This window comes from Methylomonas sp. EFPC1 (assembly GCF_016925515.1).
GTDB classification, from domain to species: Bacteria; Pseudomonadota; Gammaproteobacteria; order Methylococcales; family Methylomonadaceae; genus Methylomonas; species Methylomonas defluvii.
This window is the reverse complement of record NZ_CP070494.1, coordinates 3,264,307-3,288,586: the sequence shown is the minus strand read 5'-3', so window position 1 is coordinate 3,288,586 and position 24,280 is coordinate 3,264,307. Positions and strand designations below refer to the sequence as shown.

23 protein-coding genes are annotated in these 24,280 nt (G+C 55.4%); all 23 read right to left on the bottom strand.

The genetic code is table 11. The features are described 5' to 3' along the window. Positions 1–47: 47 nt before the first annotated feature. The 23 genes from JWZ98_RS15160 to JWZ98_RS15050 all read right to left on the bottom strand — a co-directional run bounded on the left by JWZ98_RS15160 (position 48) and on the right by JWZ98_RS15050 (position 24,108). Positions 48–2,156: a peptidase domain-containing ABC transporter gene (locus JWZ98_RS15160; protein ID WP_205450725.1), complete on the bottom strand. Its 2,109-nt coding sequence runs from the start codon at positions 2,154–2,156 to the stop codon at positions 48–50. After that, positions 2,143–4,902, bottom strand: a complete 2,760-nt coding sequence (locus JWZ98_RS15155; RefSeq protein WP_205450724.1) for a M16 family metallopeptidase — start codon at positions 4,900–4,902, stop codon at positions 2,143–2,145. The genes JWZ98_RS15160 and JWZ98_RS15155 overlap by 14 nt, the downstream gene beginning before the upstream one ends. 434 nt (positions 4,903–5,336) lie before the next feature. Continuing rightward, on the bottom strand, positions 5,337–5,777 hold the full coding sequence (locus tag JWZ98_RS15150) for a hypothetical protein (RefSeq protein WP_205450723.1): 441 nt from the start codon (positions 5,775–5,777) through the stop codon (positions 5,337–5,339). 94 nt (positions 5,778–5,871) lie between these two features. Then, the gene (locus JWZ98_RS15145; RefSeq protein WP_205450722.1) at positions 5,872–6,165 is read right to left on the bottom strand and encodes a hypothetical protein; all 294 of its coding nucleotides are present in this window, start codon (positions 6,163–6,165) and stop codon (positions 5,872–5,874) included. Positions 6,166–6,594: 429 nt separating this feature from the next. Beyond that, positions 6,595–6,840, bottom strand: coding sequence for a hypothetical protein (locus JWZ98_RS15140; protein WP_168030509.1), 246 nt, complete (start codon positions 6,838–6,840; stop codon positions 6,595–6,597). 50 nt (positions 6,841–6,890) lie between these two features. Further along, positions 6,891–8,039: a cupin domain-containing protein gene (locus JWZ98_RS15135; protein WP_205450721.1), complete on the bottom strand. Its 1,149-nt coding sequence runs from the start codon at positions 8,037–8,039 to the stop codon at positions 6,891–6,893. Between the two features lie 8 nt (positions 8,040–8,047). After that, positions 8,048–9,325: an HlyD family efflux transporter periplasmic adaptor subunit gene (locus JWZ98_RS15130; RefSeq protein WP_205450720.1), complete on the bottom strand. Its 1,278-nt coding sequence runs from the start codon at positions 9,323–9,325 to the stop codon at positions 8,048–8,050. A 920-nt stretch (positions 9,326–10,245) separates the two neighbouring features. Further along, entirely contained in the window at positions 10,246–10,827 is a 582-nt protein-coding gene (locus JWZ98_RS15125; protein WP_026604110.1) for a hypothetical protein, read from the bottom strand. Between the two features lie 378 nt (positions 10,828–11,205). Next, a complete protein-coding gene (locus tag JWZ98_RS15120; protein WP_026604111.1) occupies positions 11,206–11,421 on the bottom strand; it encodes an SMI1/KNR4 family protein in 216 nt (71 codons plus the stop codon). Between the two features lie 360 nt (positions 11,422–11,781). Next, the gene (locus JWZ98_RS15115) at positions 11,782–12,597 is read right to left on the bottom strand and encodes a heme ABC transporter ATP-binding protein (RefSeq protein ID WP_205450719.1); all 816 of its coding nucleotides are present in this window, start codon (positions 12,595–12,597) and stop codon (positions 11,782–11,784) included. A gap of 1 nt (position 12,598) precedes the next feature. Then, positions 12,599–13,693 (bottom strand): iron ABC transporter permease, encoded by a 1,095-nt coding sequence (locus tag JWZ98_RS15110; protein ID WP_205450718.1) that lies wholly within the window; start codon positions 13,691–13,693, stop codon positions 12,599–12,601. After that, positions 13,690–14,589: a hemin ABC transporter substrate-binding protein gene (locus tag JWZ98_RS15105; RefSeq protein ID WP_205450717.1), complete on the bottom strand. Its 900-nt coding sequence runs from the start codon at positions 14,587–14,589 to the stop codon at positions 13,690–13,692. Before JWZ98_RS15105 ends, JWZ98_RS15110 begins: the two co-directional genes overlap by 4 nt. Positions 14,590–14,691: 102 nt before the next feature. Further along, positions 14,692–15,237, bottom strand: coding sequence for a pyridoxamine 5'-phosphate oxidase family protein (locus tag JWZ98_RS15100; protein WP_205450716.1), 546 nt, complete (start codon positions 15,235–15,237; stop codon positions 14,692–14,694). 69 nt (positions 15,238–15,306) lie between these two features. Next, positions 15,307–16,308, bottom strand: a complete 1,002-nt coding sequence (locus JWZ98_RS15095; RefSeq protein ID WP_205450715.1) for a ChuX/HutX family heme-like substrate-binding protein — start codon at positions 16,306–16,308, stop codon at positions 15,307–15,309. 122 nt (positions 16,309–16,430) lie between these two features. Then, complete coding sequence (locus JWZ98_RS15090; RefSeq protein ID WP_026604117.1) at positions 16,431–17,162, bottom strand: VPLPA-CTERM sorting domain-containing protein; 732 nt, start codon at positions 17,160–17,162, stop codon at positions 16,431–16,433. Positions 17,163–17,308: 146 nt separating this feature from the next. Then, positions 17,309–17,554 (bottom strand): hypothetical protein, encoded by a 246-nt coding sequence (locus tag JWZ98_RS15085; RefSeq protein WP_205450714.1) that lies wholly within the window; start codon positions 17,552–17,554, stop codon positions 17,309–17,311. Positions 17,555–17,568: 14 nt separating this feature from the next. Beyond that, positions 17,569–20,070 carry a TonB-dependent hemoglobin/transferrin/lactoferrin family receptor gene (locus JWZ98_RS15080; protein WP_240348008.1) on the bottom strand — a complete coding sequence of 834 codons (2,502 nt, stop codon included), beginning with the start codon at positions 20,068–20,070 and terminating at the stop codon, positions 17,569–17,571. A 303-nt stretch (positions 20,071–20,373) separates the two neighbouring features. Beyond that, positions 20,374–20,796, bottom strand: coding sequence for a biopolymer transporter ExbD (locus JWZ98_RS15075; RefSeq protein WP_205450713.1), 423 nt, complete (start codon positions 20,794–20,796; stop codon positions 20,374–20,376). Then, the gene (locus tag JWZ98_RS15070) at positions 20,796–21,530 is read right to left on the bottom strand and encodes a MotA/TolQ/ExbB proton channel family protein (RefSeq protein ID WP_205450712.1); all 735 of its coding nucleotides are present in this window, start codon (positions 21,528–21,530) and stop codon (positions 20,796–20,798) included. The genes JWZ98_RS15075 and JWZ98_RS15070 overlap by 1 nt, the downstream gene beginning before the upstream one ends. A 3-nt stretch (positions 21,531–21,533) precedes the next feature. Beyond that, on the bottom strand, positions 21,534–22,319 hold the full coding sequence (locus JWZ98_RS15065) for an energy transducer TonB (protein WP_205450711.1): 786 nt from the start codon (positions 22,317–22,319) through the stop codon (positions 21,534–21,536). Between the two features lie 82 nt (positions 22,320–22,401). Beyond that, entirely contained in the window at positions 22,402–22,593 is a 192-nt protein-coding gene (locus JWZ98_RS15060) for a hemin uptake protein HemP (protein ID WP_033155322.1), read from the bottom strand. Positions 22,594–22,630: 37 nt separating this feature from the next. Further along, a complete protein-coding gene (locus JWZ98_RS15055; protein ID WP_240348006.1) occupies positions 22,631–22,912 on the bottom strand; it encodes a hypothetical protein in 282 nt (93 codons plus the stop codon). A 320-nt stretch (positions 22,913–23,232) separates the two neighbouring features. After that, positions 23,233–24,108, bottom strand: coding sequence for a LysR substrate-binding domain-containing protein (locus tag JWZ98_RS15050; RefSeq protein WP_205450709.1), 876 nt, complete (start codon positions 24,106–24,108; stop codon positions 23,233–23,235). Between the last annotated feature and the right edge of the window lie 172 nt (positions 24,109–24,280).

The window sequence follows — 24,280 nt, the reverse complement described above, 5'->3', positions numbered from 1 at the left end:
TAGAATTTATTCAGGGGCGACTTAATAGTCGGATGGCGGAATAGCCTTCAGAAACTACCCATTCTGCTTTCGCTGTATATGCTCTTATCCAGAGAGACGACTCTGTCCGCCATGCCTATGGTTTCCGGTCTATGGGCGATGGTTAAGCGGGTGATGTTTAACGAATTGATTGCCAAATTCACGCTTCGCTCTTTTTCGACATCCAAGTGGCTGGTCGCTTCGTCCAGGACCAGTACCGACGGCACTTTGTAGAGCGCCCGCGCAATGATGAGCCGTTGCTTTTGTCCGCCGGAAAAGCTGCTGCCCATGTCGCCAACCTGGGATAGATAACGCATGGGCAGAGCCTCGATTTCATCGTCGATGCCGGCGAGTTGAGCGCTTTGTTTCAGCAGTTCGAAATTGGTTTGTAAGTCAAATCCGGAAATATTTTCCTGAAGGCTCCCGGAGAATAGCTGGTCTTCCTGCAATACGGCACCCACCAGCCGGCGCCAATTGGCCAATCCGAATTGGCTTAAAGGCATGCCGTCGATTTCGATGACACCCTCGGTCGGTTCCAGCAGGCCCAAGCAGAGCTTGACCAAGGTGCTTTTTCCGCAACCGGATGCGCCGACAATGGCGATGTGTTCGCCGGGTTGGATGGCTAGATGCAAATTGCGAAATACCCAAGGCATATTTGCGCCGTAGCGAAAGCCCAGGTTTTTAAACTCGATGGTGGGGCTGAAATCCTTTCGGTTGATGACTTTGTCCGCGGCACAACCGTCAATCTGTTCTTTTTCCGCCAAGACAATATCGGACAAACGCTCGACGTGCAGGCTGACCATGCGCATCGACATCAGGTTGTCGATCAGCCGTTGCATCCGCGATGTAAAGTCGTCCTTGTAAGAAATAAACGCCATCAGCATGCCGACGGTCAAAGCGTTGTCCATGACCATGGTCGCGCCGACCGCCAGCACGGCGATGGCTTCGGCGGCAAACACCGCGCTATAACCCAGCGAAAATCCCAGCGACATTTTTTGCGCGCCGATGCGTTTATTCACGCCGGCGACGAACAAATTCAGCCAGCGCGCCCGGCGCTGCTCTTCCAAACCCGCCAACTTTGTGGTGTGAACGGCCCGAATGCTTTCCAGAAAATGGCTTTGCGCCTTGGCTTCTTGTGCCAACGCTTCATCGGTTAATCGATGATAAATTCCATGGGGCAAAACGCGGATTAGCAGATAGGCCAAGACGGCGGCGACGGCGAAAGCGCTCAACGTGGGGCTGTACAGCAACATCACCGCCAGGACGATTAATCCGAATCCGCCGTCCAAGACTACTTCGACTAATTTGCCGGTCAGCGTCTGTTGAATGGCTTGCATCGATTGAAACCGGGATACGATGTCGCCGGTGTGCCGTAGTTCGAACCAATGCACGGGCAGCCTTAACAAATGGCCGATAATGCGGCCGGCCCATTGCAGATTGAATTGTGTCGCCAGCACGATGGCCAGCCAGCTTCTAACGGCTTCCAACACGATTTTAATCACGGCAATCAAGGCATAGGCCAAGGCTAATACCAACAGGAAATCCCGGTCGCCGGACACAATCGCACCGTCTACTATCCATTGGGCAACTATCGGTGTCAGCAAGGCGAATAATTGCATGGCAACGGCCAATACCGTGATTTGCGTCAAGCTCCGGATCAGGCCGTCCACCTTGCCGACCAGTTTAGCTAGGGGAATACGCGACCTCGGCGTAATACGTTCGAACGCCGGCGCAGGCGTCAGTTCCAAGGCCACGCCGGTAAACAGGGTGTTGACTTCGGCTATAGCCAGCTCCCTTTCGCCCTTGGCCGGGTCGTGGACCAGCACCCGGCCGCGCCCCACTTTTTTTAGCACGACAAAATGGCTCATTTGCCAATGCAAAATACAGGGGAGACTGAGTTGGTCGAGTTCCACCAATTCCAGGCGTAGCGGTCTGCACGAGAACCCGAGCGCCGCGCCGATACCGACCAAATCCATCAGCGTGGAGCCGCGTAGCGACACAGCATACTTGGCGCGTAAGTCGCTCATGCTGTGTGCGGCACCGTGGCAGGCGGCGACATAGCCTACGCAGGCCAAGCCGCATTCGGCCGCGGTGGTTTGCAAGTACGACGAATGGTGCGAGTGCTTAAGGTGCTTCATTGTTGGTATCGACAAACACTTCCAGCAACTGATCGGGATTGATGTGGCGGGCAATCGCCGCATTCACCTGGGCCAGCGTCAAGGCTTCAACGCGGGCATTGATGTCGGCGTAGTAGCGCATGTCGCGCCGTAAGCGTAATAGCAGATTCAGCTTGCCGAACAGCTTGTCATGATCCAGCTTGCTCAGATCGTTGCGATGGCGCCAGTTCTCTTTTGCACTGTCGAATTCCGCAGCGCTGAGGCCGTCTTTAACCAGCAGCGCCAGTTCCTCGTGCACGGCTTTCGCGAGCTGTTGCCGCAGGGCCGGCGCATAGGTGGCGCTGATGGTCAGGGTGGCGCGCGGTTCGAAGGCGGAAGCGCTCATCTTGCTGGCCACACCGTAGGAAATACCCTCTTGTTGACGCAGGCGGCGACCGAGGCGGGATTGAATCGCATCCTCGCCCAACGCGACATTCGCCAGCATTAAGGCCAGGGCATCCGTCTCGTCCGCTTGCAAGGGCTGTCTAAGCTGTGCTGTGTAAATGCCGTGCGCGCCATCGGCCACGGTCATGACATGCCGGCCGGGTGCCAAAGCGGTGTAAGGTAGCGGCGGCCGCTGGTAGGTCTGCTTGCTGCGCCAGGGACCTAACAGGCTTTCCAATTGCCGGCGTGTTGCGTTGGCATCAAACTCCCCAGACAGCAGCAACTCTCCATTCGCGCCGTAATAATCGGCATGGAAGGCTTTTACATCGTTCAATTCGATGCGCTCCAACGCAGCGAGCGCTTCCGCCGTGCCTGGCTCGCGGCGGATGTCGCCGACAGGGTATGGGCTGGTGAGTGCGGTCAAGGCTTGTTCTGCGACGACTTGTGGTTTTGCGCCCAGGCTTTGGTAGGCGACGCGCAACTGATTGCCGATTTCCTTGAATCCCTGCTCCGGCAGTGCCGGATGACGAAGAACATCGATTAGAACGTCCAGAAATTCCAGCAACGACTTCGCGGGCAGATCGAAGCGAATCGCCAAGCGGTCCTCCATCGGCGTCATAGACAAGTGGGCATCCAAACCCACCAAGCGATCAAAGAGTTGTTGCCGATCTAAACTGGCCGAACCGTGCGCCAACAGGCTGCCGGTTAGGTCCGCCAACATACGTTTGCCCAGCATACTGTTCGCCGTGCCCATGCGCAGATTCCACTGTCCCTGCACCCGGCCGGTCGTTATGGGCTTGGGCCAGAGCGCAACCGCCAGCGACTCGTTAATGCTAAAGCGCTCGATTTGCGCATTAATAGCCGCCGCCGTCGCATCGTTAGCCGCCGGGGTCACGGTTTCCGGCAGGTGCGCAGGCGCGGACGCGGATGGTTCGGCGCTTGTCGCTTGCGGTACGAGGGCTTCTTTCCGCGGCGTGACACTTGCCGGATGGCGACTGCTCATCAACTGGGCAACCGGGAGACCTTGCTGGAAAAGCGTTTTGGCGGTTTGCTGAATCTCCGGCAAAGACATTTCTTGGGCCGCGTCGATGCTCTCGAACCACAGCCGCCAGTTGCCGAGGGAGGCAAATTCAGCCAAACGGTAGCCAAAGGCGGCGGCTTGAGATTGCACGTGTAAAGCCTCGTTGCGTATCAAGTTTTTGGCGCGTTCCAGTTCTGTTTCCGTGAACACGGTATCGCCCAGCGAATGCACTTGTTGTGCTAAGGTGTGTTGGAGTTGTTCCAACGCTTCGTTATCGGCTGACAGCGGCAGCGCGGTTACTTCGAATGCACCCGCATTGCGTAATAGCAAGGGCATAGCCGAGACAGAGGCTGCCTGTCCGGTACTAACCAGTGATTCATGTAAGCGACTGGCGGGCGAACCGGCCAGCAAGCCGCTCAGTAGGCCCATCGCCGCTACATGCTTGGCATCGAACGAATGGCGTAACGGATAAAATAACGACACGGAAGCAACATCGCCTTCGCCGCGAAAACTCCGTTGCAAGTCGCTACTCTCCTGTCCGGACGCCGCCTGGAATGCGAGTGGTGGCCCGACTTTGGGCGATTTAATCTCACCAAAATGAGTTGCCAATTGCTTCCAGGTTTCGGCAACGTCAAATCGACCGGTAATGATCAACAGCGCATTGTCGGGACGATAGTGTGTCCGATAAAAAGCCCGGACGTCTTCGATGGCGATACCGCGTAATTCGGCTTCGTTACCTATCGGCGGGCGTACATAGGGGGCAAAGCGAGTAACAACCGGCAGTATTTGTTGCGCCAATTTTTGCCGATGATTGCTATCGCCAAGCTCCTTTTCCCGCAATACCACGGGTAATTCCCTGGCAATATCCGTTTCCGTAATCGTCAGTTTATGCATGCGCAAGGCTTCTTGCTCCAGCAGCCAGTTCAGAGTGGGCTGGTCGCTGGAAAAGGCCGTGTGGTAGATAGTGCGGTCGAAATGGGTATTGCCGTTATAGGCAATGTTGCGGCGCGCCAGCTCGCTCACCAGCGAATGATTGTCCGGCGTCGTCGGCGCGTTAAACAGCAAATGCTCCAGCAAATGCGCAAGGCCCGACTTTCCCTCGGGATCGGCGAGCGAACCGCTGAAATACACCAGCGTCACCGCCGTCTTCTCGGCCTTGGTATCGGGAACCAACAAGGCCCGGAAACCGTTCTCGAATCGCCGTTCGATCGCGCCGTATTTCTCGGCGGCGCTATTTGTATTATTTTCCGTGGCGTGCCCGCTACCAACGTTGACGAGAGTTAGTATTAAACATGCTATTAAGGTCGAGCGGGTAGGGTTCATGGGTAAGATTCCTTTCTAGGGTTGGATAAATGGATTAAGCGCTCATCAGTTTTGGAAAGTGCGCTGGCATGAGAACTAAAAATTCGTCAGATTTTGTTTCTATAATCGGACGGAACTAAAAACTCAATTTTTGAAATAAGACCATGCAACTAAGAGAATTGCCGTGGAATTAAGCGCATGAAGCAAAAACTGCATTCTGTTAATTTTGTCTTCGGACTTGCCCAAGGTATTTTTAACTAACATCTCTAAAGAAATACAGAGTGCCATCACAGCAAAATATAAGCTAACAATTAGGTAAATCATTTTATTAACCCTAAAACGATAAATCGTATATTCCTGGTCGTTTCGAATGGAGAAGCGATTCCGAGGAATGTAGATCTCAATTTCGTCCGATTAAGTTTTACTAATCCGATCTACGGTTTTTTCCGAGATGTTCAATTGATATTTCGTCGAAACGGTTTATTTGATGGCCAAAATCGCCGATAAATAACAGAGATAATGCTCAGTAATAACAATATCCCCGAGATCAGAACAATATTGTCATGCAGTGCTTTATCTTGTGTCATTAACTCTGAAGCCGCGCCGGCACAAATAAATCCCGTCACTAAGTAAGTGGTTATATCGCGTCTATACACAAATTCGGCGGTTTGTCTTCCCGAGAATAGTCTTTCGATATGATTTTGGTTTTTTTTAAAATAAAAAGAACCTGCCAGAAATATTAAACATAAAGCGATGTACAATACAATCGATTGCTCACCGTCGAGATGAGAGGCGATATCCGAAGTTGCCTTTGGAAACACGAATATTAATACCGCAAGCGTCGATAATAGGGCGAAAACCGACGCGATGATAATCAGAAACGGGTTATATCTCATGAGTAGTACCGATAGATTAATTTAATACTGCACCGGTAAGAAAGACTCAAAATGGTGAGAGAGTCTTTCTTTTGGTATCCCTTTGTCGAATACATTAACTACCGTCCCCATCCTCTCCGCCTAGCAAATTACTCAATACACTTTGAATCGGCGTGTGTTGGTTAAGATATTCACCAATAGACCAGCCCGCTATTCCGGCAGCGGTTACTGCGGAAGCGGCCACGCCAAAATATCCGGCGGCGGCGATTTGCTGTGCTGTTGTCAACCCGGCCCATTGCGCCATGCCCATACCCACACCGGCACCTAAAGCGCCGGCAATTGCTAGAGTATCTGCTTCCGATAAGCCGCCACCAACGAGTACCATTTCAGTAATTGTCAATTCACGCATTTCTATCTCCTTATCCTTAATTAATAGGTATATTTGTTTTTACCGGCCACCGATTCTCAATGCTTTTGTTGTTGATTCAAGGTGGATTGCGATAATGGTTCGTAGTTCTGATAGTTTAAATAATCAATAGGCCCAGCCATATAAGCAATGCCGAACATTTCGGTGTGGCGTATTTTATGGGGTTAGGTAATTTATTCACGATAAAAGTTTAATGGTAAAATGAGTCAAGGCGTTGATATAAATAATTGATAAACTAATCCAAAGCACTCTCTTTCTTATTGTTTCTGAGCTGGGTTTAATAAATCTTGATTTTCCTATAATGGTTGTAATCATCACAAGGATAATGCCGAAAACCAATAAATAAGTCTGTGTCTCGTTCATATCGCAATAACGCCATGTTAAGTTGATAAATATGGGAGTGAATGATGTTTAGCTTCCATCGCCATCTTCCCCGCCACCGCTACTCAAAGCACCGCCTTCAACCAAGCCATCTCCTATGGCAAACCCACCTAAGATTACGGCCGCCGCCCCGGTTGCAACGACTACAGCGCCCACTTCAGGTGCGGCCGCAACTAGTGCGATGCCGGTTCCTACAAATGCTAAACCACCGCTAACTTCATCCCAGTCAACCCCTCCGCTGACAATCTCCATTTCCGTAATAGTTAATTCACGCATATATTTATCTCCTTGAATAAAGATTATAAAATTATTTTTTATCGAATTACCTAAAACCGCTCAATAAGGTCGAGTATCGATAATTGTTTCAACAGTTGATTCTCCTTGTCGGATAATTGCTTAGCATTTTTATTGGCTTGCAAGTTATCGGCTGAACTGATGCCGGCAAGGAAGTTGGCGCTTTCGGTGTCGAGATTTATCTTGAAGCCGTTGGCTAATAAAGTTTTCTGATCGTTGGATATGGGTAGGAACGAGTTTATTCGAATGTTATTGCGCAGAAGGGTGGGGTTATCCGATATGCCGGTCGGAGACAAACTGCCAATATTAAATCGCGATTTAACTCTTTGCTGTTCCGTAAAAGCGATGTAGAAATTATGGAGATTTTCCGGTTCGGCTAGCGTGCTTTGTAATAGCGGAGTAAAACTTTCAATAAGGTCCGTCGTATTGAGATAAGGGTTGATAGACCCCCGGCTTTCAATGCGGTCCGGCAGTCGATTGCCGCATAGCCAAAGTAGATAATCCAATAATTTAGGCGGGAAGGTGCCTATGGCGATATGAAACGTCTCGTCGCCGGCGATAGGCAGGGCCTCGTGCCACCAGCCTCTTGGGATATACAGCAAATCCCCGGCCGCCAATACCGTATCCAGCACCGGTTCCGCCGGGCATTCCGCTTTATGGTTTAGGCTGGTTTGATGGTTTAAAGGTAATTCGAATGTGGGTTGATAGAGGCGCCATCTTTTGCGTCCGATCAGTTGCAAGGCGAACACATCGTGGGTATCCCAATGTTTGCCAAACGAACCATCGCCGCCGAATGCCGCATAAGCATTGGCGTTGGTCTTTTCGCCGACGAATTGCGCCACGTCCATGCAATAGTCGTTAATTTCCGGGAGGTAGAGCTGTAGTTTGTTTAACACCAAGGTCGCACCGTCCGTTAAATAGCGGTAAAAAAGGTCTTTGACGATACGTGTGCGTTGTTCGCCCAGTTCCCAATAGGGCTCGGTATAGCGGCCTGGCTCGACCGGTCCGTCTTTAAATAACTTAATTTGCGTATTGGCGTTTTCCATGGCGTAAAGCGCCTGGTCGATATGCTTCCAGTTTAAATTGTTCTCGGACAGCACTTGGCGCTTCAGCCACCACCGGCTTTGATAGTGAGTGTCGAAAAACTGTGTTCTATCGAAATCAAAATGAATCAATGACATAGCGTTCCCTAGTTATATTTGGTTAATCCGTAAAGCGGTTCGATCATCCACTCGATTAAGCGCCGCGTATCTTGTTCGATGTCTGCCTCCACGATCATGCCGGATACCAGTCGTTTCGGTTCGCCGTACACCGAGGCAAACTGGGAATCGAGTTTTACGGTGACGCGGTAATAATCGTCCGGTGGGGAATTGGCGAATAAATTCGGTAAGGTCTTCGATGAAACCGGATTTTTCGAGACGGTTGCGACCGTTCCGGAATACTGGCCGAACTTTTGATAGGGGTAGGCTTGGTAACGCAAACGTACTTTCTGGCCGGATTCGACAAAGCCGATGCCGCGCGTGGTCACGTACAATTGCGCGGTCAGTTCCGCGCCATCGCCAAGCAAGGTTGCCAAGGTATCCTTATCCGAAATTTGGCCGGGGTGCACGCTAATACCGGTGACCATGCCGTCAATCGGGGCGACGATAGCCAATTGGCTTTGAATATGGGTTTCCTGGATTTTTTGGCGGAGTATGCTTAAGTCTTGGTCGATATTGGCGATGCTGATTTGGGTTTTTTCCGGTGCGATGCGTTTTTCGTCTTCCAGCTCGAGTTTTTTCCGCGCTAATTCGTCGTAATCCCGTTTTAGATCCGCTGCCTGGGCACGCAATAGCGCCAGGTTATCCAGCTCCTCATCCAATTTGTCTTTTGCAATAAAGCCGGATGTCGCCAGACCGCGATGCTTATTCAGGCGCTGCTCCGCCAGGAGCAATCTTTCCTGATGCTGATTTATCTGTTGTTTGGCGTCGGCAATCGATACTTGTATTGCCGCCAATTGTCTGGATAGTGCCGAATTATTTTTGTCTTGCAGGGTGCTTAATTGGCGCTTTTCCCGGAGATTGGCTTCTTCTTCGGCGCGGAGTGCCGCTTCAAGCTGATCGGCGAATCGGGCTCCGCTGGCGTCCGACCGGTTTGTGAATGAAGAAAGATGGCGTTCGTCTCTTAACGTAAACAAGGTGTCTCCGGCATGAACCGTTTGACCTTCCTCAACATGAACGGCCGAAATAAGCCCAGGCGCCGGCGTGGCAATAATAATCGCACCGCCATTCGGGACCAACATACCGGCAGCGTTGGTTCGTTTGGTATAAGACGCAAAGCTGATAAATAAAATGGTTGCGGCGACCAGCGTCAACACAATCGCGAATACCAGCCACGACGACCAGGACCTTGCCAGCAGGATGTCGCCTTCCAAGCGTCCGGTCTGCGCAGCCATGGCTTCCGCGCGATAAAGATTCGTCGAGAACATGCGTCTTGCCTATCGAATTTCGATGTTTGACAGCGAAGCGTTTCGTTGGGCCGCTTAAGCGATAAATCCGGCCTTATTAATCCTATGTGCCCCGTCCGGGCTGAGCGCGTCGAGGCCTGAGCGGGTTGGCCCTTCAGTACCCTCAAGGGCATGGAGGCTAACGGTGTTTAAGGGCTGGGTTAATAACGTAGAGCTAAAAATCAGCTGTCCGATGGAGTTTGCGGCTTTAGTGAGAAAGCTAGAAACGACATGGCGGCTAGCGAAAAATGATATGGTCATAAGGTCCCCTGGATGAATTGATTAGCACCGTGAGGGCTGGCTAGTCAGGAGACATGGCTGGCGATACGCCTTCTGCACGAAGGCTGAGTGGACTTTAAGGAAGTTCTGGCTCTCTGTCAACTCATATTGTGCGGTAGATATTGTTTGCTTAGTTTTGCAGCAGCCAAGGCATCGACTGAATAACCAATCTTGTATTTGCCCGTCTTGAACTGTCTATCGAAGCCGAGCAGATTTAAACATTCGTCCCAGGCACTTAATCGACAATGTCGGCTAGCAAGCCTGGGATTACGCGGCCACCCGATTAACGTTCTGCGCTGGCGGGCCGTGAATTAGTCATGGTCGATCACGCTGATCGCCTGCGGCTTGCGCTTTAACTTCGACGGTTGGCAGCGTCGTGTCGCTGTCGGTTTCGGCGGCGTATGCGCCGGGCCGGCTGTGAAAAAATAGGAGGTTCGCGGCAACCGGTGAGGTAACGAACCGCAAGGAATAAATTATACCGTTTCGCGAACGGTGCGGTTCGCAATCTCACCGGTAGCCTACGCCAGCGCCTGTTGCGAGCAGAGGTAGACTGGGCAAAATTGCCCACCATTCAAATCCGCGTGGGCACAAAACCCCGTGCCCACCTTACAGGACTTTGACATTCACTTCTGCCAGATCGGCTCGCCTGGACCGGCACCGCCAGGGAACTCCCATCCCATCACGGTCACGGAATCAATGACGGTGCAGATGAGAACAACGACGTGATCATGGACCCGCCTTAGCCATTCGATGTCGATTCGAGTATCGAACTTGCCATCCTTCTTGTCGAAGTAGTACAGGTCCGTAGCTCCTGATGAATCGGGAGCGTGCCATGATCCATGGCACAGCGCATTGCGAATCTTGGAGGCCTTCTTGATGTCTTCAACGAGTCCTTCGAGGTTCTTGAAGTCTGATTCCTGATGATCTCGCATGACCTTGCCATAGACCTCTGCGAGCGGCCAAAGAGTGTCTGTTAGAGCTTGGTGCAACTGCTTGTCCCACTTCGCCAAATGCTCGATTGCATCTTTTTCGTCGAATATTGTTGTGGCGGTGAATGCGAAGATGGCTTTGCCGAGCACTTCCTCAAGGAGCCCGAACGCCGCGATCGTGCGCCCAAGTTGCTCCCAAAACTCCGCCGGGAAAAGGTCCGTGGGCCACTTCCGTGGTAGTCGTGCTTGGTCTATGACTGACGGTGATCTTGGCATGATGTTGTGCGTAGTTCGGGCAGATGAAAGAAGATGCCATGAGGCCTAGTGTTCAAGGTAACCGGCCTTGCGCGGTTGTTTCTGGGAACGTGACAATATTTACGTGCATTTATGGCCTCTTTGTGGTGACGCCCAACACTGGAGTTAAGCCTTATCACGCGCAAACCGCGTCCTGAGCCGCTCAATCGCGTCAGCAGACTTCGTGGCAGCTCTCAATACGGATTCTAAGCCAGGCTTCCAATGCGTCAATCGTTCAGTCTCGTGGTGCCAGTGAAACACGTGTGGCTCAACACTCCCATCCACAACACGCGCTACTAAGTGATTTCCCGTTCCGTTTGAGGCGAGGGCAATCATCCCAAGCTCGCGAATGCGCTTTCCTCAAGCGCCACGCAAATTCTCATACGTAATCGCACCGGCCGTCTTCCTCGGGTTGGAGGGATCGAACACGGGAAAGAATCTCCATCCACCGGGCAATTCATTGCAGTTATTGATGCTCCAAATGGCTTTTAGCTCCGCAGGAAACACAACGCCAAGCTCTGCCTCGGCGCTATGTATGAGCTCTTCGGTCGCAAACTCGCGATGATGTTTAGTCATAAGGTCTAACTAATTGCTAAGCGGTTTCCGTATATCACCAAGCAAATACGCACTTTTTCAATAACTGATTGGTTAGCATGCAATTTTCCTGTCTGTATACCACTGGGCAACCAAAACCAATGACCGTTAACGGAGCAATTTGCGTCATTGAATCACTGGATCGACCGACTGCAACAGGGCTTGTGTTCGCTGCCAGTTTATTCGATTTTTCTCCCAACAACACCATCGCCCTGCCGGAAAATCTGTGGCATCGAATCGTAAGGTGCCGCCATCCCTGGCGGCTGTTGTTAACGCATTCCTCCGAACACGCTAAAACGGATATTCCGGCTTAATCGAGCTACAGCCGTATCGCCGACTTTCTCATTGCGCCGGAATACCCGGCGCGGTTTGCCGTTGCGGAATCACCAACGGCGCGTCCGGGATTTGCGGATGACTACTGATGCTGACCGGGTAAGCGAACACTTGCCGGATCAACTCGCTGCTCAGGGTTTGTGCGGGCGTGCCGATGGCGGCCAGCCGGCCTTGGTGCAGCAGGGCTATGCGGTCGGCATACAGCGCGGCCAGATTCAGGTCGTGTAAGACCGCTAGCACGCCAGCCTGTTGTTCATCCGCGAAGCGGCGGGCGATGGCCAACACCGCGTGCTGGTGGGCCAGGTCCAGCGCCGAGGTGGGTTCGTCCAGCAACAAATAGCGGTGCAGCGGGTTTTGCGGTTCCCAGATTTGCGCCAGGACCCGCGCCAGCTGCACCCGTTGGCGTTCGCCGCCGGACAGCGTGGTGTAGATGCGTTCGGCCAGATGGCCGGTATCGGTTATCGCCAGCGCCTGTTCGGCGATGACCCGGTTTTGTGCGGCACTGTGGCTTTTGCGTTGCGGGCTGCGGCCCATCAGGGCCACGTCGCGCACCGTAAACCGGAACGCCAGCCCGGAACTTTGCGGCAATACGCCGCGCAGCAAGGCCGCCTGTTGCGGCGGCCATTCCGCCAGCGGCCGGCCGTTCATCGTCACCTGGCCGGCGAACGGCGCCAGCTCGCCGCTGATGGCCCGCAGCAGGCTGGATTTGCCGGCGCCGTTCGGGCCGGCCACGGCCAGCACTTCGCCGGGGCGCAGTTCCAGCGTCACGCCGTCCAGCAAGGTTTTCGCGCCGGCGCGCAGGGTCAGGTCGATGGCTTGCAGCATGTCAATGGCCCATCAATTTTTGCCGAAACAGCAGCCACAGAAAAAACGGACTGCCGAGCAGGCCGGTGACGATGCCGATCGGGATTTCGGCCGGCGCCGCCAAGCTGCGGGCCAGATAATCGGCGCAGATCAGCAGCAAGGCGCCGAGCAGCGCCGACGCGGGCAACAGCCACCGATGATCCGGCCCCAGTGCGAGCCGCAATAGATGCGGCACCACCAGGCCGACGAAGCCGATCACGCCGGATAATGCCACCGCCGCGCCGACGCCAAGCGCGACCAAGGCCACCACGCCGGTTTTGATGCGTTCGACCGAAAATCCCAAATGGCCGGCTTCGGCCTCGCCGAGCAGCAAGGCGTTCAAGGCATCGGCCAGCCACGGCAACAGCAGCAAATTGGCCAGTAAAAACGGCGCGCCGATGGCGACGCCGTCCCAGCCGGCGCCGTTCAGGCTGCCCAGGCTCCAGAAGGTCAAGCTGCGCAACTGGTCGTCGTCGGCCAGATAGACCAGTAAGCCGGTGGCCGAGCCGGCCAGCGCGTTGATAGCAATGCCGGACAGTAACAGCGAGGCTACGTCCAGCCGCTCGCCGCTGTCGGCCAGCCGGTACACCAGCCAACTGACCGCAAAGCCGCCAACTATGGCCGCGATCGGCAATAGATAGGCACCGAATACGCCGGCCACTGCACCGAACAGGCTGTCGCGCAAGACGATGACCGCCGCCGCGGCCAGCGCCGCGCCGCTGGAAACGCCGATCAAGGCCGGATCGGCCAGCGGATTGCGGAATAAACCCTGCATCGCCGCGCCGGACGCGGCCAAGGCTCCCCCGACCAGCAATCCCAACACCAGGCGCGGCGCGCGAATCGCCAACAGCACCGCTTGCTGGTCGGCGCCGAACGGCCAGGGCAGGGCGATACCGAACCGGTCGGCGACGATGGCGACGGCCTGGCCGGCCGAGATGGCGACCGCGCCGCTGCCCAGCGCGGCTAAGGCGGCGATAACCAGCAGCAATGCCAGCAGCCAGCACAGGCCGGCGCGGCTCATGGCCGGTTTCAGCCGAAAACGCGGTCCGGCTACTGCGGCTGCGGCATGGACCGTCATCGGCCGGCATTCGCGTCGATGGCGACCGCCGGCTCGACGTGTAGTCGTTTGGCCAGTTCCAGCACCGCCTGACCGCTGCGCAAGCCAAAACCGAGCAAGGCCAGGGTATCGACCACGAAGATGTTACGCTGCCGGCCGGCCGGGGTTTGGGCGATGCCGGGTTGCCGGTAGAACGCCTCCAGACCGCCGATGGCGTTGGCGGCGACGTCGGTTAACAAAATCACGTCCGGCGCGGCGGCGATCATCGCTTCCGTGCCGATGGGTTTGTTGCCTTGCAGTTCGCCGGCGGCATTGCGGGCGCCGGCCAGCGCCAACACCGCGTCGGCGGCGGTGCCGCGGCCGGATGCCAGCGGTGCGCCGTGAGCCACCGCCATCAAAAACAGCACCTTGGGTTGTTCACGGCTTTGCGCGCGCCACTGCGCTAAGCTGTCGAAGTCGGCTTGCACTTGGCCGGCCAGTTCCCGGCCTTGCTCCGGTTTATCCAGCAAGCCGGCAATCGTGCCGATTTTGGCGGCAATGCCGGCGGTGGAGTAATCCTCGGCCAGCGTTTCGATACGCACACCGGCCGCGCGTAATTGTTCCAGCACCGCCGGCGGCCCGGCGTGGGCGCTGGCCAGCAGCAGGTCGGGACGCAGCGACAGCACGCCTTCGGCCGACAGCGTGCGCATGTAGCCGACTTGCGGCAGCGCCTGGGCGGCGGCCGGCATCAGGCTGGTGCTATCGACGCCGACCAGGTGCTCGGCGCCGACCAGGGCGTAGACGATTTCGGTCAACGCGCCGCCGACCGAGACGATGCGGCCCGGCCCGGCGGCGGCCGGCACGACGGCCGATAGCCAGAGGACGGCCGCGCATGCCGCTTGCGCGAGTTTATGGCTTAGGGATGTGGTCTGTTTCATGTTGGGGTTTTAGATACTCTCTACAAATCAAAAGTCGGCGGGAGTCGCGACCAAGTCCTTCCTACCGAATGCCTAGCCTCGGCGCACTACCTGGTTTTGCAATTAAGCCGGGGCATCGGCTTCCGCTTCGGCTTTCCGCTGTTTATGGCCGACATCGTTGACGTGGCGGATTTGCGCCAGATCGTCGCCTTCTATCGAAAAGGCCTTGGCAAAACCCTGCACAAAACTGCCGCGCTGCGGACGGATGCGGAACAGATGAAAGTCCTGCATGTTTTGTAACTGTTTCATGAACGCGCCGAATTTTTCCTCGAATAAGCCCATGATGTAGGCGAAAGCGTCGGTATCGCGGTCGATCTCGCCGGCCGAGCAGTGATAGGTAACCCGCTGCCGGGCGAACAAATGCGCGGCTTTGTCCTCGTCCTCGACGAACAACAGACAAACCCGGCCGTTGTGCAACAGGTTTTGGGTGTGCGCCGATAGTTCGCTGACATACACGTAATATTGGCCGTCATGCCTTATATAGGCGGCGTAACTGGCTTCGGGTTCGCCGGAGGCGCTGACCGTGGCCATTAGCGCGGAGGAAAATGTTTGCGGCAGAGCGGTATAGGCTGCTCTGACTTGTTCGAGATCGATGGTTTTGTGGTTCATGCGGGTTTCCTGGTGTGGGGGTATCGATAAAACGTATCGGTTAACGGGTTTAGGTAGCGATGCAAAATGCTAGGAACCTCCTGTAACCGCCGAGGCCAGTAGCAAGTCGCGCCAGAAAACGCTTTCGCCGTCGGTTTCGTCGTAGCCGCCGAAGACGGAGGCGATGGTCTGCTGGTTTTGGCCGCGAATCAGCAGACCGGTCAAAGCCTGTTGCTTGCAAGTGAGTTGGACGATGTCCGCGCCGGCCACGGCCATTTCGTTAAGATGCAGATTGAAATCCCGGTCCAGAACATTGAACCAGGGTCCGGTAATTTTCAGGTTTTGAATCGGGCCGTCGTGCAATTGCATCGCGCCGGGATTGCCGACTAGAACTTGTATCGGCAACATCAGTTCCGCCAGTTGCTGCATGAGCTCGCGTAGTGCCGGTACGGCAATCCGGCCTGTGACGGCAGCCTCGGTCGTGTCGGCTAGCAGCAAGCGCCGCCAGTGTTCCGACAAATCCTTGGATGGGGCGATGGCGCCAAGCGCCGGCTTGGGGCCATCGGTGGGTAGTGCCAGATGGGGCGACTGATCGTCGGCACGAAAGATGTCGATCAAGCGCCGGTAAAGGCCGGCATCGGAATGCTCGGTGAGATAAATCTTGTGCACGGCTTCGCCGCCTGAGTCGAAAAATTGCAGGCTGTGGCGCGGGCCGAGATGCGTTTCTTCCATCACTGCGAAACCCGAATGCCAAACGCCGGTCGATAGGCACAGTTCGATATGGTGTCCGGTAATCAGAATAAAGTCGCCGCATGGACATATATCCTCGTAGAGCCCGGTTTTTTCGTGCACCGCAAAAGCGTTGCGGGTCAAAGCCATCACCGGACCCAGCGTGCCTACCGCGCCCAGCAGCGCGGGCCAGTATTCCCGCAAACGGGTGACCCGGTTGCCGCAGTCGGTTGCCAGCAGTTCGGCTTCGCTGACGCCCAAAGTCGCCGCGGCATCGCGAATTCGCATATGCGGGTGATCGGCGCGCAGGTCTTGCCAAGCTTGCTTCAAAGTGTCCGCGCTGGATTCGGGATGTTTAGTCATGGATTTTGCCATTACGCTGAGCTCCGTTAAGCGAATGCGCTGTATGTTTCCAAGTCAGCGCAGGTTAGGGACTTTGCAGCCGGGCCGCGCGGCCAGGATGCAAAGCGTTTACAGGTCGACGTTTATGCCGCCAGGCCTTTTTTACGATTTAAACCCAGCAAGCCCATGAAGCCGGCGCCGAACAGCCATACTGCCGCAGGCAGCGGCACACTGGTTACGGGATCGGTGCTGGGACCGATGTCGATAGCGACTTGGCCCAAACTCAAGCTATGTCCGGCGCTGTTGAACGAGAACAAATAATTGCTTGCCGGTCCGGATAAATCCCAATAGGCCAGGTATTGCACCAGTTCGACAGGGCCGAACGAACTTTCATAGTCGTCATCGTAGAAAGTTTGCGTCGTAAAGGTCGGCGCCACACCATTCAGTAACAGGCTGTTGTAGTCCATCTGTATGCCCCAGGTTTCGAATTGCAATGCCGCTCTTAAGGGCTCGTTGTTGGTAGAGCCGCTTAGCGAAGCCGTGAAATTCTCGGTGACGCTGAAGCTGTACAAATTGCCCGATCCGGCCGCGAATGTGCCGGCGTTCCAGCCGATATTGGCGTCGGTGGTGCCGGCGCTGCCCACGTCCGCCGCTGCGGTGCGGATGCCGGGATAAGAGTTATCCACGAAGCTGTCCCATTCCGCATACAGCGTGCCGGCATCGCCACGGTTCCAGTTGCCCCAGCTGGCTTCGCTTGGGGTGTCGAAGCCGTAGCCGGCGGCGTAAGGGTCGGGACCATTGGTCAAGTCAGCCGAAGCGCTACCGGAAACAGCCAACAGGCCGGCGATTAAAGTCAGTTTTTGTGCAGTTTTCATGGTTGGTTTCCTTTGTGAGTAAATTGACGCATCTCTTCACCGCGAAGACGATCCGTTGCTGTCGTCAAAAATAGCTTCCGCCGCTTCGGCCCCGTGCCGGCTATCCGCGCTGGCCAATGGCCTTTGCGGTGGCGGAAATTTAAAACTCAGTGCGGCTCTCGGCATGCGAGAAGCGGGTTGGTGTCGCGATTGCCGTTCGGCGCGTCTTGCACCTGAAAGTCCAGGACATAGCGGTACTGTTTGCCGCAATAGATGATCACTTCCTTTTGCCCGCGTTTTAACAAGCGCATCTCTATCCGCAATTCGCCAAAGCCTTCGTGCTCCAGCAATTCTTCGAACAGTGTTTCCAATTTTTTTTGGGCCTCTTTCTTTGCCCTGTATCCCTTGGTCATAAGATTTTTCTCCATCAAAAGGCCAGTTTTACCGTGACGCCGAGATTGCGACCGGGACGCGAATAGCGGTCGGCCCAGTGCTCCGCACCGGCGAAATTGCCCAGCGTGGTATGCGGATCGCCGGCGCGGGTGTTGATGTCTTCCCAGTCGATATATTTCTTATCCAGCAGGTTAAATACCCCGACATTGAACGAGAGATGCTTGCTGGCGTTGTAGTAGGCATTGAAATCGATGACGCCGTAACCGCTGGGCAGAAATAGGGCGTCAGCCGGGGCGGTATTGGCTTGTTTGGCGCCGACCAAGGTCAGGTTTAATTCCGTGCCCCAGTCGCCGCTGGGTTGGTCGTAGCGCAGGCCGACGACGGCTTTCATCGGGCTGATTTGCCTTAAGGCGTCGTCGTCGCTGCGTTGGCTCTTGAGATTCAAACCTTCGGTGAAGGAGCCGCTGAATAGCAGGCTGGCACCCGACAACGACGGCGCCAGCCAGTCCAGGTAAAACTGGCTTTTCATTTCGATGCCCTGAATACGGATCGGGTCAGGGCTATTGATGTTTTGATAGGTGGTAAAACCCAACGGCGGACAGGCGGCGGTCGCCGGGTTGCAAATCACCGCGTTATAGATGAAGTGGTCGTAATCGTTACGAAACAGGCTTATGTCGAAACTCCCGGCAGCGCCCTGGCCGCGCAAACCCATTTCCGCGCCGACGCTGGTTTCCGGCTGAATGTTGTAATTGGGCAGATTGGTGTATCCGCCGGTGATATTGGTAAAGCCGAGATTGCTCTCGCTGAAGTTGGGGCCGCGAAAGCCGTGCGCATACTCGCCGTGCACCGTGAATATCTCGTTGAGGTGCAGTAAGGCGCCAAATCTGGGTAAAAAGGCGTTGGCGTCGATGATGATGGGTATAACCGGATCGGCGCCTTCGGCAACCGCTGCCGCGGAGGCTTTATCGAACAAATAATCAGGCTTGGGCAATAAGCGGAAATATTCCCAACGACCGCCGGGGATCAGCTCGATGCGTTTATCAAACAGGCCAATACTATCCTCAAGATAAGCGCCTGCCTTGGTGACGGTGGAGAGCGGAAAGTCGCGGACCGGAAACTCGTCCGGCGTCACGGTCTTGCTGATCCGGCCTTTGGGACAAATGTTATTGGGCCGTCCGGTGCGCGGGTTAACCGAGCCGCTGACGCAGGTGTAGCTGCCGTCGCGTTGTTGGGCTATGCTGTTTTTACTGATCTGGCCACCGTATTGCAACGCATGCGCGGTCTCGCCTAAAACAAAGTCCTTTCCCAGTTGCAGTTCGCCGCCGAAGTCGTCGTTGGCAAAATCGAAAATCCGCTCGGTGAGTGTGTTGCCGTCCACGTTGGCGGTGCGATCTTGCAACGTGACTTGCCCGGTAGCGGATTTTTGCGTGTAAAACTTCCAGAGCACAGCGTCGAACAGCGGCGTATCCAGATGCTTTAGGGTGTGGTCCAGCGTCAGCCGCCAGCGCGATTGGGTATCGGTGGTGAGCATGCTGTTGACGTTGCGCAGGCTGATGTCGGCACCCCGCAGGTATAGGGCATCAATATCGGCTCGACTGTCCAGCCATTCGCCGGTCAGGCGCAACACGTTGTCGTCGTTAAAACGGTACAGCAGTTTGGCCAGCAGATTGTAGCTGCCGTTTTCTTGCGGACTGGGCGTGGTGCGGCGGCCGTCGGCGAAATCCGCCGTGCCTTTATTGTCGGTTTCGTTGCTTTGGTTGTGAGTGAATAGCGCCATGCTTTCCCAGCCGCCCCAGGCACCCGCCAAGGTTGCGGTTTGCACGAAGCCGTTGTCGGTAGTGTTGTAGTTCAGTTTCAGGCCGGTGTAGTAATCCTTGCCGAATACGTTCAAGTAATCGCGCGGGTCCTTGGTGACGAAGTTGACGGTGCCGCCCATTGCGTCGCCGCCGTAATAGGCCGAGCCGGAGCCGCGGACGATTTCCACGGCTTTTAAGGCGTCCATGTCTACGGCGTTGCGGTTGGCGCTGGCAAACGAGCCGATGCGAAAGGCTTCCGGCAGGCGTACGCCGTCGATCTGCATCAACACCCGGTTGCCGCCCAGACCGCGTATGGTAAAGCCGCTGGCGCCGAAGCGCTGCGGGTCGTTGCCGACGATGACGCCGGGTTCATAACGGATCAGGTCCTTGATGTTGCGCACCATGCGTTGTTCGATGGTTGCTGCATCAATTTCCGACTCGGTACCGGGAACGGCTTTTGCCGGAGGATTGCCGTTTTTGGCTTTTACCGTAACGATTGCCAGTTCCACGTCCTCGGTTTCCTCGATATTACCTAGCGTGGCATCGTCGGCGGCGCTGGCGGGCATCGCGCTCATCAGTAACAGCAGGGCGTAAACAATCGGTCCGGCGAGCGGACGGAAACGGCTGATTTTCGATGTGATACAAACGGAGCGACTATCGGTCGAGCCACACAACACGCAAGGACAGTAGTCCGCACGGGGGGTGGCCGGCCAAGGTCGAGCGCTTAAAGTTAAAGGCATAGCGATTCCAACAGGCAGTGCAGTCTCAAATGCTGGCTGCCTGGCACGAATGGCTAGGTGGCTGTTTTGTTTGGTTTTGTAATCGCGGCTGAAGCCGCTTTTACGGATAGGGTTCTTAAATTTAACGGGCTATGTGCGGCCGGTTTCGGGGTGTCTGACGGCTAGGCCTCCCGCGCTTTGTTCGCCATTACAAATCGGCAATCCTTGCCTTGCCTACGTCAGACACCCCGAAACCGGCCGTTATTTTTCCCGCGTTTGGTTTTGGCTTGCCGCTGTCGGCGGGAAAGCCAAGACTTGCTTACATCATTTTTTTTCAGGTTCGGAAACGAAACCGATTTTACTGACCCCGGCTTTGGCCGCATCCGCCAGCGTTTCGGCGACGAAGTGGTAGGGCACGTTTTGATCGGCGCGGATATGCAGTTCCGGCTGCTGCGGCGATTGGGCGATGTCCGCCAGGCGCTGATTCAAGACGGTACGGTCGATTTGCTCTTGGTTCCAGAACAATTTCCCCTCGCCATCTACCGACAGCGCCACCGGATCGTCGCTGGGTGGTTGCGGCACGCTGCTGGCCTTGGGTAGATCGATTTTCACCGCATGAGTCATCAACGGGGCGGTGATCATAAAAATGACCAACAGCACCAGCATGACGTCGATTAACGGAATCATGTTGATTTCGGCGACGGTGTGGCCGCCGCCCTTGTTTTGATCGAAACCGCCGAATGCCATTAGTGTTCTCCGTTGGCGTAGGCCAGTTCGACGCCGGTAACGGCTGGCGCGCTGGCGATGGTGGCGCCGGTGGTTAAAAAGGCGAATAGATCGTGGGCGAAGCCGTCCAGCCTGGCCAGTAATAAGCGGTTGCTGCGCACGCAATCGTTATAGGCTAGTACCGCCGGAATTGCGACAGCGAGACCTAAGCCGGTCATGATCAACGCTTCGCCGACCGGGCCGGCGATTTGATCCAAACCGCCCAATCCGCCTTGACCAATATTGACCAGGGCGTGGTAAACCCCCCAGACCGTGCCGAACAAGCCGATAAATGGCGCGGTGCTGGCGATGGAAGCCAGCGCGGTCAAACCCCACTCCAGTTGCGCGGTTTCCTCGTCGATGACCCTGCGCATCGAGCGGGTCAGAAACTCGGCAGTCGAGCCGGCCTGTTGCAGACCATGGCTACCGTGGCGGGCATGATGTTGCGAGGCGGCTAAGGCGTGGCGGGTCAGATTCGAGAAAGGGTCGGTTTGGGAGCCATCGGGTAGGTGTCCGGCTACCTCGCTCAGCGTATCGCTGGCCCAAAATTTTTGTAAAAACAGCTCGGCGCGACGGCGGACCTGGATGGCGTGCCAAGCTTTGACGACGATGAAATACCAGCTGGCTACCGACATAATCAGCAGTAAGCTAAACAGGAAGGCGCCGACACTGTCGGTTTGCGCCAGGAAATGGTCGAGACTTTGATTGAGTGCCATGATTTATCCTTCGAGAGAGAATGAAACGGGAACCACGACCCAGGCGGAAACCACCTGTTCGCCGCGGCGGGCGGGGACGAAACGCCATTTTTGGACGGTTTCCTGGGCGGCTTGGTCGAGGCGTTCGTAGCCGCTGGATTTACGTAGCGTGACTTGTTCGACCGCACCGTCGGTATTGACCAGTACCCGCAGCAATACCTTGCCTTGTTCGCCGAGTTGCCGCGATGCGCTGGGATAGGCCGGGGCCGGGTTGTTCAAATAATCGGCGTTCAGGTTGGGCAAGGTCATCGGCGCCGAGGCGGCCTCGCTGGTGCTGGCTGAACTGGGTGCCGGAGCAGGCGCCGCCGCAGCGGCCGTTGGTGTAGGTTCGGCGCGCGGTGGTTCCGGCGTCGGTTCGGGCGCCGCCATTGCCGCCGGCGCTTGGCTGGCGGTCGATACGAGATTCGGTTTTTTAACCGGTTTGGGCGGCGTTTTGGGTTTGCTGACGGCTTTTTCAACCGGTTGCTGGGCTTGCTGCACCGGCGGTTTGGCGGGTGCCTGCTGAGTTTGCGCGTCGCCGATCCACTGCACCATGATAGGTTGCGGCGGCGTGACGGGCTGCGGTTTCTCGCTGTTCGGCATCAGGCCGAACCAGGCCAAATGCAAGCCGAGCGCGATGAGCAAGCCCAGGCCACGTTCGTTATATTCGGCTTTTTGGATTGTGGCTATCGATTTATACGGCTCTTCGCTGGCTACGAGGCGCATGGGGGCCAGACAGGCAAGCTGGCGGAAACTGGCGGTCGGTAACATACAGGCCTCTCGATTAACTGAGCTGAAAACGATTGGCTGGCTACCCTGGGGTTGGCTGGCTGGTGTTGTCGGGTGTTACGGTTTACTTGGTCAAAATTAATTTACCGTTGCTGGTAATACGCAGGCGGTACTCGTCGCCTTGATGTTCGATGACAATTTCGTTTTGGGTGCCGAACAATAAACGGCTATTCACCCGCTGCCTGGCTTGCGGTATTTCCGGCGGCGTGTCGGCGGTTGACGGGCTAAGTCGCACTGGGTTAGACGGATTTTTCATGGGACTAAAAATGGTGACGAATAAATGCCAAACCCGCTCAATGCGCTGTTGCCGGTTGCTGGCGAGCCGCTTTTCGCTCTAATAACAGGTTGGTAACGGTTTGCCAGTGTTCCAGCAATTGCAGGTACATATCGCGGCTGGAGGCGCTATGTGCCAGTTCCGGGTGGCTTAGCAGGCGCCCCAATTGCTGCACGATGAGATGTGCCAACTTGGGGTTGTGATGGCCGTTGATGAATTGGGTCATTAACACGCAGGTCGCGGCATGAATTTGCGCCACATCGCGGCTTCTCGGCGCGCCGATAGATTTGTCTTCAAACATGATGACCTCGGGTTGCATAAGTTATAAGTTAAATTGCCGCACACTGGATAACTTAGGAGGCTGTGCAGGTGCGGCAATGACAGCACGAGAGATGACTGTCGGATACAAATGATAATGATTATCATCTATATGTCAAGAAAAAGTATTTTGCTGTGGGTGGTTTGGGAATTTGTCGGGAAGCAATTGGCAGGGCCAACGGGGTGGGGAAGACGATAGAGGTGTTTTGTTTGTGGTAAATGATTTGAGAATATGGCTGCAAATCGCAGCGGAAGTCGCCACCCTTGGTCAGGCTTATAGCGCGGCTTCGGCTTTTTTTAGTTTTAGGGCAGCGGTTTATAAGCCAGCAGTCCGGCCAGCGTTTCCAGGAGTTCGCTACGGGGATGATTTTTGATCCAGACCAGCGCGATTTGCCGGCTGGGCCGCTGGCGGATGCTGATATAACGAATGTCATGATCGTCCGGCTGCACAGCGACCGAAGGCATCAACGTCACGCCGACGCCGTTTTTGACCATGAAACGCAAGGTTTCCAGGCTGGATGCCCGGAAGTCGTGCTCCACAAAGCGCGACGGATGGCATAATTTTAGTGCCTGATCCCGCAAACAATGGCCCTCGTCCAGCAACAGCAGATTTTCTTTGGCCACCGTGTTCAGGTCAATTTCTGCCTGCTCGGCAAGAGGATGATCGGCGCACACCGCCAGGGTGAAAGGGTCTTCGAACAAGGTTCGCGATTCCAAACTCGCCTGTTCGACAGGTAAGGCCAGCAAGGCAGCATCCAGCTTTTTGTCGAGCAGTAAGGCGACGAGTGCGTTGGTTTTTTCCTCGACCAGTTGGAGTTTCAGCTCGGGGTAATGCTGCTTGATGCGAAAGACGTATTCCGGCAACACGTAACTTGCCAGCGAAGGAAAAGCCCCCAACGACAACATGTTGCGGTGCCGATCACTGGCGTGGGCGGCGATTTGGCGAATGGAGCGGGCATCGTCAAGTATACGGCGGGCGAGCGGTAAAATTTCCCGGCAAGTGTCGGTGGTTTCTACCGCATTTTTTTCGCGCAGGAATAAATCCACGCCTAAATAATCCTCAAGTTTCTTAATCTGCGTGCTCAACGTCGGCTGGCTAATCGAACAATGCTCAGCCGCTTGGCTGAAGTTTTTCAATTCCGCTACGGCCACTAGGTAGCTTAAATCCCGCAAGTTCATCGACTGTTATCCGCTGTTGAGTTAAGTATTCCGAAAGCGCACCCGGACCGGAATCATACCAGCTCGGAAGCGCCTATTATTGACTTGGCCTATCGGTCCATCGAAGAAATCAATTTCAGTTTGCGGCCAATCTCCCGTTGAATATGTCCACCGAACCCGTTTTCTGAAGGGA